The sequence below is a fragment of the Halomonas zincidurans B6 genome (genome assembly GCF_000731955.1).
GTDB classification, from domain to species: domain Bacteria; phylum Pseudomonadota; class Gammaproteobacteria; order Pseudomonadales; family Halomonadaceae; genus Modicisalibacter; species Modicisalibacter zincidurans.
In genome coordinates this window covers 3,531,080-3,546,937 of record NZ_JNCK01000001.1, presented here as the reverse complement: position 1 = coordinate 3,546,937, position 15,858 = coordinate 3,531,080, and the positions used below count along the sequence as shown (strand labels likewise).

Sequence of the window (15,858 nt, the reverse complement as noted above, 5' to 3'; positions counted from 1 at the left end):
CTGCGCGCTTGTCCACATCCGCCGGGCCGGTCTTCGGGTAAACCGGCTGTGGATAATAAAACGCCCGCGCGGGGCGGGCGCCGGAACGAGTCACGACAGCGGTCCGCTCAGCGTGACCCGCGCATAGCGCTTCTTGCCGGCCTGGATCACATAGCTCCTGCCGGTATCGAGCATATGATCGCGCGCGACCACCTCGCCATCGACCTTGACCCGACCATTGCCGAGCATGTCCTTGGCCTGGGCGCTGTTGTTGGCCAGATTGGCACGGTTGAGCACGGCGGCGATCGGCGCCTGGGCGTTGCCTTCGAAGTCGACCGTCACTTCCGGCAGGTCCTCCGGCAACTCGCCCTCGGCCAGCCGGTTGCCGGCCGAGCGGTGCGCGTTGGCGGCGGCTTCCTCACCGTGATAGCGCGTGATCAGTTCGCGGGCGAGCTCCATCTTGACGTCGCGCGGGTTGGCCCCGGCCTCGACGTCACGCTTGAGCGTCTCGAACGCCTCGTTGCTTTTAAGCGAGAGCAGTTCGAAGTAGCGCCACATCAAACTGTCGGGCATCGACACCAGCTTGTTGAACATCGCCCCCGGCGCCTCGTCGAGGCCGACGTAATTGCCCAGCGACTTGGACATCTTCTGCACGCCGTCAAGCCCTTCGAGCAACGGCATGGTGATCACCACCTGCGGCGGCTGGCCGAAGTGCTTCTGGATCTCGCGCCCCATCAGCAGGTTGAACTTCTGGTCGGTACCGCCGAGTTCGACGTCCGCCTCCAGCGCCACCGAATCGTAGCCCTGGACCAGCGGATAGAGGAACTCATGGATCGAGATCGATTGATTGGCACGGTAGCGCTTCTCGAAATCGTCGCGCTCGAGCATCCGTGCCACGGTCGACTGGGCGGCCAGCTCGATCATGTCGGCCGCGGAGAGCTTGTTCATCCAGTCGGCATTGAAGGCGACGATGGTCTTCTCGGGGTCGAGGATCTTGAAGACCTGTTCGCGGTAGGTCTTGGCGTTGGCCTTGACCTCGCCTTCGGTGAGCGGCTTGCGGGTGACGTTCTTGCCGGTGGGGTCGCCGATGCGCCCGGTGAAATCGCCGATCAGGAAGATCACCTCGTGACCCAGTTCCTGAAACTGGCGCATCTTGGTCAGCAGCACGCTGTGCCCCAGGTGCAGATCGGGCGCGGTGGGGTCGAAGCCGGCCTTGATACGCAGCTTGCGCCCGGAGGCCAGCTTTTGCTCCAGCTCCTCCTCGAGCAGAATCTCGTGGGCGCCGCGCTTGAGCAGCGCCAGCGCATCGGCGACGTCGGTCATCGTGCCCTCTCCATTTATAAACAGTTGCCTGGCATTAAAGCGCTTGCCTGGAAGAATAGGGCAGGATGTTAGCATGTCTTGACTTGGCGGTTGAGCGCCATTCACGCAGAGAGAGGCCCTTATGCCGTTGTTCGTTGGCTTGATGTCCGGAACCAGCCTGGACGGAATCGATGCCGCCCTGGTGCGCTGCGGCGAAGGCCGCCCCGAGCTCGTCGATGCGCTGGGCATCGACATCCCCGACAGTCTGCGCCAGGTGCTGTTGATGCTCTGCCAGTCACGCCAGGCGAGCTTCGCCGATCTTGCCTATGCCGAGCAGGCATTCTGCGAACTGCAGGGCGAGGCCGTCGCCCGGTTGCTCGCCGCCAACGATCTGGAGGCCGGCGCGATCACGGCCATCGGCAGTCACGGCCAGACCATCGAGCACGCCCCGCACGGCATATCGCCCTATACCTGGCAGCTGGACAATCCCAGTCTGCTGGCCGAGCTCACCGGCTGCCCGGTGGTCGGCGACTTCCGGCGCCGCGACCTGGCCGCCGGCGGGCAGGCCGCCCCGCTGGCCCCGGCCTTTCATGCCGCACTGTTTCGCGGCGCCCGGGAGTGGCGGGTGGTACTCAATCTCGGCGGTTTCGCCAATCTGACCCTGCTGCCCCCGACAGAAATCGACACGCCGGTCATCGGCTTCGACACCGGCCCGGCCAATGCCCTGCTGGACGCCTGGCATGCGCGCCACCAGGGCGGCCATTTCGATATTGACGGGCAATGGGCCGCGACGGGTGAGGTCGACGAATCGCTGCTGAAGCGCCTGCTCGACGACCGGTTCTTTCATCAGCCGCCGCCCAAGAGTACCGGGCGCGAGTACTTTCATCTCGACTGGCTGGCAGCATACGCCAGCGGCCGCGAGGCGCCGCAGGACATTCAGGCCACGCTGGCCGAACTGACCGCCGCCAGCGTGGCCCTGGGCATCGAACAGGCGCTCGCCCGGCAAGGCGCCGAAGGACCGCTGACGTTGATCCCCTGCGGCGGCGGGGCACGCAACGCCGACCTACTGGCGCGTTTGCAACGTCGCCAACCGGCGCTGGCCCTGGCGCGCTGCGACGACTTCGGCTGGTCGGCCGACTGGCTGGAAGCCGGCGCCTTCGCCTGGCTGGCCTGGTGCCGCCTGGAAGGGCTGCCCGGCAACCTGCCCAGCGTCACCGGCGCCGCGGGAGAACGGGTCCTTGGCGGACTGTATAGCGCCTGAACCCAGGCCCGGGGTTCGCTCGGGCCATCATCACTCGAAGTCGTCGCTGGCCCGCAGCGACAGCCGGCTCGCGGCGTCCAGCGCCTGGCCGACGCCCTGCCCGTCACCCTGGCCGTACTTGATCATCATGCGCAGATCGTTGGCGGAATCGGCATGCACCAGTGCGACCTCCTGGCTGATATCGCCACGCTGGTAGAGCTCGAACAGCGCCTGATCGAAGGTCTGCATGCCCAGATCGCGCGAGCGCGCCATCAGCGCCTTGATTTCGCCGACCTCGCCCTTGCGGATCAGCTCGCTGACCAGCGGCGAGCGCAGCAGCACCTCGATCGCCGGCGCACGCCCCTGACCGTCCTGACGCGGCAGCAACTGCTGGGCGACGATCGCCTGCAGGTTGAGCGACAGATCGAGCCAGACCTGCTCGTGGCGTTCGTTGGGGAAGAAGTGAATGATCCGATCGAGCGCCTGATTGGCGTTGTTGGCGTGCAGCGTCGCCAGGCACAGATGGCCCGTCTCGGCGAATGTCAGCGCCTGCTCCATGGTCTCGCGGGAACGGATCTCGCCGATCATGATCACGTCGGGGGCCTGGCGCAGGGCGTTTCTCAGCGCCACCTCGAAGGATTCGGTGTCGATGCCCACCTCGCGCTGGTTGATGATCGCCCGGCGATGCTGGTGGATGTACTCGATGGGATCTTCGATACAGATGATGTGGCCACCGGCGTGCTCGTTTCGGTGCTGAATCATCGACGCCAGTGTCGTCGACTTGCCGGCCCCGGTACCGCCGACCACGCACACCAGGCCACGCTTGAGCGAAACCAGTTCGCCCAGCGTGGCCGGCAACGACAGCGCTTCCAGCGACGGAATATCGTAAGCGATGCGCCGCACCACCATCGCCATCTGGCTGCGCTGATAAAAGGCGCTGATGCGAAAGCGACCCTTGCCCGGCAGGCTGAGCGCGAAGTTGGCCTCGCGCCGGGCCTCGAAACGCTCGCGGGCGCCCTCGGGCAGCGCCGCCAGGACCAGCTCGCGCACCTGGTCGACGCTCAACGCCGTGTCGCCCAGCGCCACCAGTTTGCTGCTGATCTTCAGCGACGGCGGGGCGTTGGTCGACAGCAGCATGTCCGAGGCCTGCTTGTCGATCATGATATCCAGCAACTGATGCAGCCATTTACCCGGTGTCATGCACTCTCCTGTGGCCGGTTATTGCGCGCTGCTCGCCTCGGGCAGATGCCCCTTGGCCTTGCTCTGGGCTTCCTCGCGGCTGATCACGTGCTGGCTGACCAGCTTGGCGAGCGCCGTATCGAGTGTCTGCATGCCCTGGTTGCCGCCGGTCTGGATCGCCGAGTAGATCTGCGCCACCTTGTCCTCGCGGATCAGGTTGCGTACCGCCGAGGTCGCCACCAGGATCTCGTGGGCGGCGACCCGCCCGCCGCCGTTGCGCTTGAGCAGGGTCTGCGAGATGACGCCCTGCAGCGACTCGGAGAGCATCGAGCGCACCATCGACTTCTCGTCGCCGGGAAACACGTCGATGATCCGGTCGATGGTCTTGGCCGCCGAGGTGGTGTGCAGGGTGCCGAACACCAGGTGGCCGGTTTCCGCCGCGGTCAGCGCCAGGCGAATGGTCTCCAGGTCGCGCAGTTCGCCGACCAGGATCACGTCGGGGTCCTCGCGCAGCGCCGAGCGCAACGCCTGGGTGAAGCCCTGGGTATGGCGATGTACCTCGCGCTGGTTGATCAAACTGCGCTTGCTGACGTGGACGAATTCGATCGGATCCTCGATGGTCAGGATATGGTGATGCTGGGTGTCGTTGATGTGGTCGATCAGCGCCGCCAGGGTCGTCGACTTGCCCGAGCCGGTCGGCCCGGTCACCAGCACCAGTCCGCGCGGCAGTGCGGCGAAGCGCCGAAACACATCGCCCAGATCGAGCTCCTCGAGGGTCATCACCCGCCCGGGGATGGTCCGGAATACCGCCCCGGCGCCGCGGTCCTGATTGAAGGCGTTGACACGAAAGCGCGCCACCCCGGGCACCTCGAAGGAGAAGTCGGTTTCCAGCTGGGCCTCGTAGTCACGGCGCTGCCGGTCGCCCATGATGTCGTAGATCATCTTGCGGACGTCGCGGTCGTCCATCGCCGGCACGTTGAGGCGGCGAATGTCGCCGTCGACGCGAATCATCGGTGGCAGCCCGGCGGAAAGGTGCAAGTCCGAGGCATTCTGCTTTGCCGAAAATGCCAGGAGTTCGGTAATATCCATTCGATTCCCTGCTTACATTTCTTATAAGGTCGATGTCAGTATGCCAGACGTTCCGGTCAGCGAGGCACTCGCTCATGCGCGCCGCAGGCTGACCGACGCCTTGGCGCAGGCCGGGCGTGACAGCGATGCGGCACAGTTGCTGGCGGTCAGCAAGACCAAGTCCGCTGGTCTCGTTCGCCAGGCCTACGGGGCCGGGCAACGCGATTTCGGCGAGAATTATCTCCAGGAAGCACTCGACAAGCAGCACGAACTCGCCGACCTGGAGGCCATCGTCTGGCATTTCATCGGCCCTTTGCAATCCAACAAGACCCGCGCCGTCGCCGAGCACTTCAGTTGGGTCCACAGCATCGAGCGTGCCAAGACCGCCCGGCGGCTATCCGAGCAGCGCCCCGCCGCCCTCGGGGCGTTGAACGTCTGCCTGCAGGTCAACGTCAGTGGCGAAGCCAGCAAGGCGGGGATCGCCCCCGAGGATCTCGAGGCGCTGGCCCGCGAGGTCGCCGGGCTGCCCAACCTGCGGCTGCGCGGGCTGATGGCGATTCCCGCGCCGGCCGTGGGGCTCGACGCCCAGCGCCGACCGCTGGCCGAGCTGCGACGGCTCAAGGAGCGCCTCGCCGAGCGCCTGCCCGAGCTTACTCTCGACACCCTGTCGATGGGCATGAGCGACGACCTGGAAGCGGCGGTTCTCGAGGGCGCCACGCTGGTTCGCCTGGGCACGGCGATCTTCGGCGCCCGCGCCGTTCGTCATTGAACGCGGCGCCGGGCGAGTGCCGACCACGAGCGCTACGGCTCCGTACACAGCGACAAAGGACACACCCATGGCAAGCCAAGTCACCTTCATCGGCGCCGGCAACATGGCCAGCGCCATCTTCGGCGGGATGATCGAAGCCGGCTATCCGGCCACGGCGATCACCGCCACCGCGCGGCGCCGTGAAACGCTCGAGCCGCTCGAGGCGCGTTATGGCATCAATGTCAGCACCGACAACGATGCCGCCGTGGCCAACGCCGACGTCGTGGTGCTGTCGGTCAAGCCGCAGCTCATGCGCGAGGTCTGCGAGCGCCTGCGCGACGTCGTGCAGGCGCGCCGCCCGCTGATCGTCTCGGTGGCCGCCGGACTGAATGCCGAGACGCTGGATGAATGGCTCGGCGGCGGGCTGGCGGTGGTACGCTGCATGCCCAACACACCGTCGCTGGTCGGCGCCGGCGCCTCGGGGCTGTACGCCAACGCCCGGGTCAGCGAGCAGCAGCGCCGGCTTGCCACCAGCCTGCTCGAGCCTGTGGGGCTGGTCGAGTGGGTCGACAACGAAACGCTGATCGAGGCGGTCACCGCGGTGTCGGGCAGCGGTCCGGCCTATTTCTTCCTGATCTTCGAGGCGCTCGAGGAAGCCGGCAAGCGACTCGGCCTGCCCGCCGACAGTGCGCGACGATTGGCCTTGCAGACCGGCTTCGGGGCGGCGAGGATGGCCCAGCAGAGCGAATTCGAGCCGGCCCAGCTGCGCCGCAACGTGATGTCGCCGGGCGGCACCACCGAACGCGCCGTGCACTGCCTGGAAGACGGCGGCCTGCGCGAGCTGTTCGCCGAGGCCACCGAGGCCTGTGCCGCGCGGGCCCGCGAAATGGCCGCCGAGCTCGGCAAGAAGGACTAGGCTTCGTCTGAAAAGTCGACGAGCGATGGCCAGGCAAGGCAAAAAATGGGCGAAAAGGCGGAGTTTACGGGTTGTAAATGAGTACTTTGAGCCTATTTTTAACGCCGCATGGTCGAGTGCAGGCACTTTTCGGACAAAGCCTAAATTCACACGCCGCGACACGCCCACCCCGCGCCCGAACCCGGCGCGCGCGTGAATCGGCCTGACGGTTCGAATCGACACGGAGGAGTTCCATGGGGAGTCAACTGGGCGGCGCCGGCCTGATGCTGGTCAACATGCTGATCAACATCTACCTGTTTCTGCTGATGCTGCGTTTTCTGCTGCAGGCGTCGCGAGCCGATTACTACAACCCGCTCAGCCAGTCGGTGGTCAAGGTCACCCAGCCGGCGGTCAAGCCGCTGCAAAGCTTTCTGCGCCCGGTCGGTCCGTTCGACCTGGCGACGCTGGCGGCCGGCTTCATTCTCAAGGCGCTGAGCATCGTGCTGATCATGTGGCTGGCGATCGGCGGGCTACCGCCGTTGGCGGGGATCGCCATCGCCTCGCTGGCGGCGCTGGCCAGCGCGATCCTCAAGATCTATTTCTTCGCGCTGATCGGCATGATCATTCTCAGTTGGGTCGCCCCCCAGGCCAGCCATCCCGGGGCGATCTTGATCATGCAACTGGTCGAGCCGGTCATGGCGCCGGTGCGCAAGGTCATACCGCCGCTGGGCATGATCGACCTGTCGCCGATCGTGGTATTCATCATTATCAACCTGGTCGATGGCCTGGTAGTCGGCTCGCTGACCCGCGCCGCCGGTATTTCCGGCATGCTGGTCGGCTTCTAGCCGCTAGCCGCCGCCCGCCGGCCGATCGCCAATACAAGACGGGGCCGACGAGCCCCGTGCCGAACACTGGACACGACACGCTTGATGAATGAATCGCTTCCCGCCGACTCGGTGGGCCTGGTGACGCCACAGCATCAGCACTTCGAGGCGCCGCTGCCGCTGGCCTGCGGCAAGACGCTGCCGGCCTACGAACTGGTCTACGAGACCTACGGCGAGCTCAACGCCCGGCGCGACAACGCCGTGCTGATCTGCCACGCGCTGTCGGGGCACCACCACGCCGCCGGCTATCACAGCCCGGACGAACGCAAGCCCGGCTGGTGGGATGCGCACATCGGCCCGGGCAAGACGCTCGACACCAACCGCTTCTTCGTCGTCTCGCTGAACAACCTCGGTGGCTGCCATGGCAGCACCGGGCCGTGCAGCGTCAACCCCGAGACCGGCCGGCCCTGGGGCCCGGACTTTCCGGTGATGACCGTCGCCGACTGGGTGCACAGCCAGGCGCGGCTGGCCGACCGGCTGGGCATCGAGCGCTTCGCCGCGGTGGTCGGCGGCAGCCTCGGCGGCATGCAGGTATTGCAGTGGGCGCTCGCCTACCCAGAGCGCATCGCCAATGCCGTGGTCATCGCCGCCACGCCGCGCTTGTCGGCGCAGAACATCGCCTTCAACGAGGTCGCCCGGCAGGCGATCCGCTCGGACCCCGACTTCAACGACGGCTGGTACGATCAACACGGCACGCTGCCCAAGCGCGGCCTCAAGCTGGCGCGCATGGTCGGCCACATCACCTATCTGTCCGAGCACTCGATGGGCGCCAAGTTCGGCCGCGACCTGCGCAGCGACGAGCTCAACTTCGGCTACGACGTCGAATTCCAGGTCGAGTCCTATCTGCGCTACCAGGGCGACGCCTTCTCCATCGCCTTCGATGCCAACACCTACCTGCTGATGACCAAGGCGCTCGATTACTTCGATCCCGCCGCGGCCCACAACGGCGATCTCGCCGCCGCCCTGGCGCCGGCCAGTTGTCGTTTCCTGGTGGTCAGCTTCTCCACCGACTGGCGCTTCGCGCCGGAGCGCTCGCGGGAACTGGTCGACGCGCTGATGCGCGCCGGCAAGCCGGTCAGCTACGCGGAGATCGACTCGCCGTTCGGTCACGACGCCTTTCTGCTTCCCGATGCTCGCTACCAGGCGGTCTTCGGCGGTTTCATGAAGCGCGTGGCCCGTGAACTCGGCCTGGAGGGCAAATGATGCGCGCCGATCTCGAACTGATCTACCGCTGGGTGCCCGAAGGCGCCCGGGTGCTCGACCTGGCCTGTGGCGACGGCGAGCTGCTCGACGCGCTGGCCCGCGAAAAGGACGTGTTCGGCTATGGCCTGGAGATCGCCCCCGCGGGCATCACCGCGTGCCTCGAGCGCGGCGTCAACGTCATCGAGCAGGATCTCGACCAGGGCCTGGCCAATTTCGAGAACGACGCCTGCGACCTGGTGGTCATGACCCAGGCGCTGCAGGCGCTGCGCCGCCCCGACCTGATGCTCGACGAGATGCTGCGGGTCGGCCGCGAGGCGATCATCACCTTCCCCAACTTCGCCTACTGGCGCCATCGCTTTTATCTCGGCTTCAAGGGCTACATGCCGGTGTCGCGCTCGCTGCCGCACGCCTGGTACGACACCCCCAACATCCACCTGTCGACCTTCAACGACTTCGAGAAACTGTGCCGCGACAAGGGCCTGGTGATCACCGACCGGGCAGTCGGCACCGGCGAGCACAAACGCAACCGCGCCAGCCGCATCTGGCCCAACCTGTTCGGCGAGATCGCCATCTTCCGCGTCAGTCGGCGTCGTTAGCCGTCACCAGCTCGCGCTCGAGCGCCACCGGCAGGCGTCCAGCCAGGCTGATCGAGGCTGGGCGCGACGCCTGATGGCTTACCCGGCAACCATAGGCCAGTATCTCGACGCCGCGCTTCGCCACCCGCCGCAGCGTCGTCGCATAGTGCGCATCGATGTGCGCCGCCGGCGCGACGGCGGTTATCCCGGTGTGCGCCACGCAGAACAGCAGCACCGCCCGCTGGCCGCCGGCGGCCAGCTCGGCCAGCGCTTCCAGGTGGCGCGTGCCGCGCACGCTGACCGCATCGGGGAAATAGCCGTGGCCGTCGGGCTCGCGCAAGGTGACCTGCTTGACCTCCACAAACGCCGAGCCGCGGCGCGGATCGTCGAGCCGAAAGTCGAGCCGCGAGCCGGCGACCTGGGCCTCGCGCTTGAGCTGCGTGTAGCCGGCCAGCTCCGCCACCCGCCCCGCCGCGAGCGCCTCGGCGACGATCGCATTGGTGCGCCCGGTATGCACCGAGGCGCTCGCCAGCGTGCCGTCGGCCTGGGGCAGTTCGACCAGTTCCCAGGTCCAGGCCAGCTTGCGCGCCGGGTTGTCGCTCGGCGCCAGCCACACCCGGCAGCCCGGCACGTTGACCGCACGCATCGAGCCGGTATTCGGACAGTGCGCCACCACCGTCTCGCCGTTGGCCAGCTCGACGTCGGCGAGAAAGCGCTTGTAGCGCCGGCGCAGAATGCCCGGCACCAGGTCGGGGTAGTCCACATCAGCCTCCCGTCTGACGCGCCAGGAAGCGCTCGAGGCGGACAAGCGCCTCTTCGAGCCGGGCGACGTCGTTGGTGAAGGCGACCCGCACGTGATGCTCGCCGCCGCGCACCGCGAAATCGACGCCCGGGGTGATGGCGACGTTTTCCTCTTCCAGCAGCGCCCGCTGACCGGCCTCGACGACCGGCGGCGGCGTGGCGAAATCAGGCTCGTCGACTTCCAGATGGATGACGTCGTGGCCCGCCGCTTCGCGGGCCTGAGCCAGCTCCAAAAGCTGCATGACACGAAACGCCTGCATCCGCTCGATGCGTTCACTCCAGTGCATGATTGCTTCCTTGGTCGCGCCTTCAGCGCCGACGGCGGCAGTCAGTTGTCCACGCCCGACGACACGCGTCAAGATTCCTCGCTGGGCGGACGTTCAATGGTTGCAATGCCGGCGCTTTTTCGCTAAATAAGCAAGGCTTCGGGTGGGCATGCCATCCGCGGAGCCGCCGATTCGACGTGGCGGGTCCGAGCGGCCGGGCATCGGCCCCAGTCACTTGAGTAATGAGGCAGCCCCATGCCAGTAGCAGAACAGAAGACGGAAGCGCCAAAGAAATTCACCCCGTACGAGCCGGCACCGGGTGAAGAGTACATGAACGAGCAGCAGCTGGAGCACTTCCGACAGATCCTGCTCGGCTGGAAACAGGATCTCATGGAAGAGGTCGACCGCACCGTGCGTCACCTGCAGGAAGACGCCAACAACTATGCGGATCCGGCCGATCGGGCGACTCAGGAAGAGGGCTTCAGCCTGGAGCTGCGCACCCGTGACCGTGAACGCAAGCTGCTCAAGAAGATCAACGAAACAATCGAGAAGATCGACGAGGACGATTACGGCTTCTGCGAGGCCTGCGGCGTCGAGATCGGCATCCGCCGGCTCGAAGCGCGCCCCACGGCCACCTTGTGCGTCGACTGCAAGACGCTGGCGGAACTCAAGGAAAAGCAGCTTGGCGGCTGAGTGATCGGTGGGTCGAGACGGGCGCCCCGGTGGCGCCCGTTTGCGTTTCAGAACCGCCGAATGCCAGGTCATGGCCTGGCCACTGCAGGGCTATCGCAGATAGCGTTGTCGCTCGGGGCTTATCCCCAGCGCCCCTCGTCAGTTCAACTGCGATTGCTCTGCTGGCCACTGCGAGGAGATAGCGATGTCCGGGTACCGTGGACGCTTTGCCCCGACCCCCTCGGGGCCGTTGCATTTCGGTTCGCTGGTCGCCGCGCTGGCCAGCTTTCTGGACGCCCGCCACGTCGGCGGCGAGTGGCTGTTGCGGATCGAGGATGTCGATCCGCCACGCTGCCCGCCAGGCACCAGCGACACCATCCGCCGCCAGCTCGAGGCCTACGGCCTCAGCTGGGACGCCGCGGTGATGATCCAGAGCGAGCGCGACGCGCCCTATCAGGCCGTGCTGGCGCGGCTGGCCGAACAGCGCCTGGCCTACCCCTGCAGCTGCTCGCGCAAGGAGTGGCGGGACTACCCGATCTACCCCGGCTGGTGTCGCAGCGGCCCGCTGCGTCCCGAACGAGCATTGGCCTGGCGTCTGCGCAGCGAACTGGCGTTGCGCCCGGTGAGTTGGCACGACCGGCTGTTCGGCGAGCAGCGTTACGATCCCGCAGCGCTGGGCGATGTGGTGCTCAAGCGCAAGGAAGGCCTGTGGTCCTACCAACTCGCGGTGGTGGTCGACGACGCCGAGCAGGGCATCAGCGACGTGGTACGTGGCGCCGATCTGCTCGACAACACGCCCTGGCAGCTGCAGTTGCAGGCGGCGCTAGGCTATCCACAACCTCGCTACCTGCACCTGCCGCTGATCGTCGCCGCCAACGGCCAGAAGCTTTCCAAGCAGAACCGAGCCGCCGCGATCCCGGTGGGTGGCGACGCCCCGCGCGACTACCTGCACCGGGCCCTCGTCGCACTCGACCAGGCGCCGCCCCGCGAACTAACCGGAGCGTCGGTTACCGACCAGCTTGCTGCGGCGATCGCCGCCTGGGACCCTGCCCGCCTGCATCGCGAGGCCAAGCGCCAGGCGCCGGACCCGGCCTGACGACATCGGCCATCGCCGCGAATACGACTCAGGTCGGGTTGAGTATCCGGCCGGGATGTCCCTACACTCGCGCTTGCCTTTCCAGCCGGCACGGCCGAGGACTTGATCGTTGCCAGCCGGGCGGGTCAGGATATCGCCAGGCCGGCCAGCGCCGCGGCAAGCGCATCGTCCCTGTGGCCGCCCCCGAACCGAAGATGGTTGAAAAACGATGCCCCAGATTCTGATCGTCGACGACGAAGCCACTCCTCGACTGGCGCTGCGCCGTCTGCTCGAGCGCGGAGGGCACCGCGTCAGCGAGGCCACCTCGGTCATCGAGGCCCACCAGCTGGATCTGACGCAATTCGACCTGATCATCAGCGACCTGCAGTTGCCGGGCGAGCCGGGCACCGCGCTGATCGATGCCGTCGATTCGTTGCCGGTGCTGATCACGGCCCGCCACGTCAGCGTCCGTACGGCGGTCGAGGCGCTCAAGCAAGGCGCGGTGGACTTTGTCACCCAGCCCTACGCTCCCGACGAGCTGCTCGCCAGCGTCGCCCAGGCGCTCGATGAGCACGCGCCGCGCCGCGGCGCAGGGACCGACTCGCAACGCGGCAACGCCACACCTTCGGGAATGATCGGGCACTGTCCCGGCATGCTCGCGGTCTATACACGGATCCGCAAGACCGCACCCGCCGACGTGACGGTGCTCATTCAGGGCGAATCGGGCACCGGCAAGGAACTCGTGGCGCGCGCCATCCATCGTCAGAGCCGGCGCGTCAAGGCACCGCTGATCTGCGTCAACTGCGCGGCGATCCCCGAGACGCTGATCGAATCCGAGCTGTTCGGCCACGAGAAAGGTGCCTTCACCGGCGCCAGCGCGGCGCGCACCGGACTGGTCGAGGCCGCCGACGGGGGCACGCTGTTCCTCGACGAGATCGGTGAGCTGCCACTCGATGCTCAGGCACGGCTGTTGCGCGTGCTGCAGGAAGGCGAGATCCGCAAGATCGGCTCGGTCGAGACCCGCCATGTCGACGTGCGCCTGATCGCCGCGACCCACCGCGACCTCAACGCGCTTTCCAAGAACGGCGAGTTCCGCCTCGATCTCTATTACCGCCTCAACGTCATGCAGATCGATCTGCCGCCGCTGCGCGAACGCGAGGACGACATCCTCGAGATCGCCGACGTGCTGCTGGCCGCCGCCTGCCGACGCCACGCGCGCAGCGGTCTCAAGCTGTCGCGCACCGCCCGCCGCGACATCCGCGACTACCCCTGGCCGGGCAACGTCCGGGAGTTGGAAAACGCACTTGAACGCGGGGTGATTCTCGCCGAAGGCAGTCTCATCCATTCCGACGACCTGGGCCTCGGCCCGGTCATCGCTCGCCCTGCCCCCGCACGCAGCGCCGTCGCGGCCGGCGCCAGCTGCCCGGACAGCTTTGTCAGCGACCAGCAAGAGGACCTGTCCCTCGAGGATTACTTTCAGCACTTCGTCCTCGAGCATCAGGACCAGATGAGCGAAACCGAGCTCGCCCGCAAGCTGGGCATCAGTCGCAAGTGTCTGTGGGAACGTCGTCAGCGCCTGGGGATTCCTCGCAAGAAGACGCCGCGGAGCCGCTCGGCATAATCCTTTCGCAGGATTCGCGACCATGGTCTAACAGCATGCCGCAGCGCTTGTATGGATGATAAAGCCAGTTCGAGACGACCTGAGCGCACCACTTGTTACTGCTTCACCCACACATTTCACCATTGTGGCGCAACGGCGGTAACAGAAGCACCGAAGAGAACTTTGGCCTTGAGCCTCAGGAGTTGCAAGAGATTGATAAAAATTAAAAAGCCGGTAAGTGGCATGGTCGCTGCTACTTTACCAGGACAAGAAAAACAACAACTGCGGCGGCGCACAACAACAGCAACAACAGAATCGCCGCCGCAGTCAGAGGCTGGGCAACACTAAGGACAACACAGCCGAGGCAGAGTTTCCGGGCCCAACAACAAAAAATTCCGGTTAGCAGCACCGACGACAAGAAGCACAACAGCGTCGGGACATTCCGGTGTCAATATCATCGGGACGCGACACTTCGCGCACAGGTTCAACAACAACAATAGGCCTGTCTGAGGAGTACCCTTGGCAACAACAACAACACGCCGAGGGAGGCAGACACCTGCCGTCGTGGTTGGATTATTGTTTTGAATACGAGGCGGTCGCCATCAGGAAGAGACCCAAGAACAACAACATGATGCTTGCCTGATGATTCGATTGGTGACTGTGGTGCGTATTCAAGGCGATGCGCCATCACGAAGAAGAATCAACAGCACGGACGCTGTCAGACTGCTTAAAAGGGAAGGCCACCGGCCTTCCCTTTCTACTTTCCGCCCAGCCGCTTTTATCCCTTCCTGCCACATCGGAGCTTTTAAGGTCTCGGCGCGTATCGGCATGCGATCGGTTCGCAATTCTCCGCGCCGCCCTTCACCAGCCCACGCTTTTGTCGGCGGCGCTTTGCAAGCCGGGGGGGCTCGGCTACACTGGGCGCTTTCCCTCAGACTGCGAGCACTATCGCGGCATGTTCAAAGGATTTACCCGCTTTCTCCAACGCCCCGGTGAACGTTTGAAGACTCTGTTCGGCAACCACGAGGGGGGCGGCGAACCCTCCGGTCTTAACATCCTTCCCCGGGAAGAGCACAGCATTTCCCGGCAGCTATTCAGCGCTGGCGCGCTCAAGGTTCTCTACCGCTTGCACAATGCCGGTTTCGAGGCCTACCTGGTCGGTGGCTGCCTGCGCGATGCGCTGCTTGGCAAGCCCCCCAAGGATTTCGACGTGGCCACCAACGCCACGCCCGAGGAGCTTCGCGACCTGTTCCGCAATTCACGGATCATCGGCCGGCGCTTTCGCATCGTGCATGTGCGCTTCGGCCGGGAAGTCATCGAAGTCACCACCTTCCGTGGGCGCCCCGGCGACGACCATGGCGAACATCTCGCCCACCAGTCCGAGGACGGCCTGCTGCTGCGCGACAACGTCTGGGGCAATATCGAGGAAGACGCGCTGCGCCGCGATTTCACTGTCAATGCGCTGTACTACAACATCGCCGATTTCTCGCTGCATGACTGGGCAGGCGGCCTCGCCGACATCGACGCGCGGGTGCTGCGACTGATCGGCGACCCGGCGACCCGCTACCGGGAAGATCCGGTACGCATGCTGCGCGCGATGCGCTTCGCCGCCAAGCTGGACTTCACCTTCGCCCCCGACACCGAAGCCCCGATTCACGAACTCGCACCGCTGCTGCTGCAGATCCCTCCGGCACGGCTTTTCGACGAGGTGCTCAAGCTATTCATGTCGGGCCACGGCGTGCAGAGCTTTCAGCACCTGCGCGAATACGGGCTGTTCGCCATGCTGTTTCCCGAAGCCGACGAGGCCATGGCCGAGCTCGAGTGGGCCGAACCGCTACTTCTGCAGGCGCTGGCCAATACCGACGAGCGGATTCTCAACGAGCGCCCGGTCACCCCGGCCTTCCTGTTCGGGGCCCTGCTCTGGCCCAGCGTGCAGTGGCGCTCGCAGTGCCTCAGGGCCGAGGGCATGCCGCCGATCCCGGCCCAGCAGACCGCCGCCCAGCAGGTCATTACGCGCCAGCTCCAGCATACCTCGATCCCCAAGCGCTTCAGCCTGCCGATGCGCGACATCTGGGATCTTCAGGAGCGCCTGCCCAAGCGGCGCGGCAAACGCGCCTTCCAGATCCTGGAACACCCGCGCTTTCGCGCCGCGTACGATTTCCTGTTACTGCGCGAACATGCCGGCGAGATTGCCCCCGGACTCGGCGACTGGTGGAGCGCCTTTCAGGACGGAGACGAGCATGAACAGTGTCGCCTGCTGAACAAGGTCGACGCCGATCCGGCGGGTAGCGCGGGGCCGCGCAAGCACCGGCCGCGCAAACGTCGCGGTGGCCGCCGCCAGGGCAGCAACCCCGGCGACGGCACTGACTGA

14 protein-coding genes and 1 pseudogene are annotated in these 15,858 nt (G+C 65.9%); 10 read left to right on the top strand and 5 right to left on the bottom strand.

The window, feature by feature from the left end:
- Positions 1 to 90 precede the first annotated feature (90 nt).
- Positions 91 to 1,302 carry a tyrosine--tRNA ligase gene (gene tyrS, locus HALZIN_RS0116580; RefSeq protein WP_031385293.1) on the bottom strand — a complete coding sequence of 404 codons (1,212 nt, stop codon included), beginning with the start codon at positions 1,300 to 1,302 and terminating at the stop codon, positions 91 to 93.
- A gap of 121 nt (positions 1,303 to 1,423) precedes the next feature.
- Here tyrS and HALZIN_RS0116575 point away from each other — a divergent pair, with 121 nt between their 5' ends.
- Complete coding sequence (locus HALZIN_RS0116575; protein WP_031385292.1) at positions 1,424 to 2,542, top strand: anhydro-N-acetylmuramic acid kinase; 1,119 nt, start codon at positions 1,424 to 1,426, stop codon at positions 2,540 to 2,542.
- Between the two features lie 30 nt (positions 2,543 to 2,572).
- Here HALZIN_RS0116575 and HALZIN_RS0116570 read toward each other — a convergent pair whose 3' ends face one another.
- Both HALZIN_RS0116570 and HALZIN_RS0116565 read right to left on the bottom strand, forming a co-directional pair.
- The gene (locus HALZIN_RS0116570; protein ID WP_031385291.1) at positions 2,573 to 3,721 is read right to left on the bottom strand and encodes a PilT/PilU family type 4a pilus ATPase; all 1,149 of its coding nucleotides are present in this window, start codon (positions 3,719 to 3,721) and stop codon (positions 2,573 to 2,575) included.
- 18 nt (positions 3,722 to 3,739) lie between these two features.
- The gene (locus tag HALZIN_RS0116565) at positions 3,740 to 4,789 is read right to left on the bottom strand and encodes a type IV pilus twitching motility protein PilT (RefSeq protein ID WP_031385290.1); all 1,050 of its coding nucleotides are present in this window, start codon (positions 4,787 to 4,789) and stop codon (positions 3,740 to 3,742) included.
- A gap of 40 nt (positions 4,790 to 4,829) precedes the next feature.
- Here HALZIN_RS0116565 and HALZIN_RS0116560 point away from each other — a divergent pair, with 40 nt between their 5' ends.
- The 5 genes from HALZIN_RS0116560 (at position 4,830) to metW (ending at position 9,094) form a co-directional block, all read left to right on the top strand.
- Entirely contained in the window at positions 4,830 to 5,537 is a 708-nt protein-coding gene (locus tag HALZIN_RS0116560; RefSeq protein WP_031385289.1) for a YggS family pyridoxal phosphate-dependent enzyme, read from the top strand.
- Positions 5,538 to 5,604: 67 nt separating this feature from the next.
- Positions 5,605 to 6,432: a pyrroline-5-carboxylate reductase gene (gene proC, locus HALZIN_RS0116555; protein ID WP_031385288.1), complete on the top strand. Its 828-nt coding sequence runs from the start codon at positions 5,605 to 5,607 to the stop codon at positions 6,430 to 6,432.
- A gap of 233 nt (positions 6,433 to 6,665) precedes the next feature.
- A complete protein-coding gene (locus tag HALZIN_RS0116550; RefSeq protein ID WP_031385287.1) occupies positions 6,666 to 7,256 on the top strand; it encodes a YggT family protein in 591 nt (196 codons plus the stop codon).
- A gap of 84 nt (positions 7,257 to 7,340) precedes the next feature.
- Positions 7,341 to 8,498 (top strand): homoserine O-succinyltransferase MetX, encoded by a 1,158-nt coding sequence (metX, locus tag HALZIN_RS0116545; protein ID WP_031385286.1) that lies wholly within the window; start codon positions 7,341 to 7,343, stop codon positions 8,496 to 8,498.
- Complete coding sequence (gene metW, locus HALZIN_RS0116540; protein WP_031385285.1) at positions 8,498 to 9,094, top strand: methionine biosynthesis protein MetW; 597 nt, start codon at positions 8,498 to 8,500, stop codon at positions 9,092 to 9,094. Before metX ends, metW begins: the two co-directional genes overlap by 1 nt.
- Here the strand turns inward: metW and sfsA are convergent.
- On the bottom strand, positions 9,078 to 9,836 hold the full coding sequence (sfsA, locus tag HALZIN_RS0116535) for a DNA/RNA nuclease SfsA (protein ID WP_031385284.1): 759 nt from the start codon (positions 9,834 to 9,836) through the stop codon (positions 9,078 to 9,080). The genes metW and sfsA overlap by 17 nt on opposite strands.
- 1 nt (position 9,837) lies before the next feature.
- A pseudogene (locus HALZIN_RS18725) lies at positions 9,838 to 9,996 on the bottom strand (aminotransferase); the annotation flags it as partial.
- Between the two features lie 399 nt (positions 9,997 to 10,395).
- Between HALZIN_RS18725 and dksA the strand changes: the two are divergent.
- From dksA to pcnB, 4 genes are all read left to right on the top strand, one after another.
- On the top strand, positions 10,396 to 10,833 hold the full coding sequence (dksA, locus tag HALZIN_RS0116525) for an RNA polymerase-binding protein DksA (RefSeq protein ID WP_031385282.1): 438 nt from the start codon (positions 10,396 to 10,398) through the stop codon (positions 10,831 to 10,833).
- 184 nt (positions 10,834 to 11,017) lie between these two features.
- Entirely contained in the window at positions 11,018 to 11,908 is an 891-nt protein-coding gene (gene gluQRS, locus HALZIN_RS0116520) for a tRNA glutamyl-Q(34) synthetase GluQRS (protein WP_031385281.1), read from the top strand.
- Between the two features lie 208 nt (positions 11,909 to 12,116).
- A complete protein-coding gene (locus tag HALZIN_RS0116515) occupies positions 12,117 to 13,508 on the top strand; it encodes a sigma-54-dependent transcriptional regulator (RefSeq protein WP_031385280.1) in 1,392 nt (463 codons plus the stop codon).
- A gap of 934 nt (positions 13,509 to 14,442) precedes the next feature.
- Complete coding sequence (pcnB, locus tag HALZIN_RS0116510) at positions 14,443 to 15,858, top strand: polynucleotide adenylyltransferase PcnB (RefSeq protein WP_031385279.1); 1,416 nt, start codon at positions 14,443 to 14,445, stop codon at positions 15,856 to 15,858.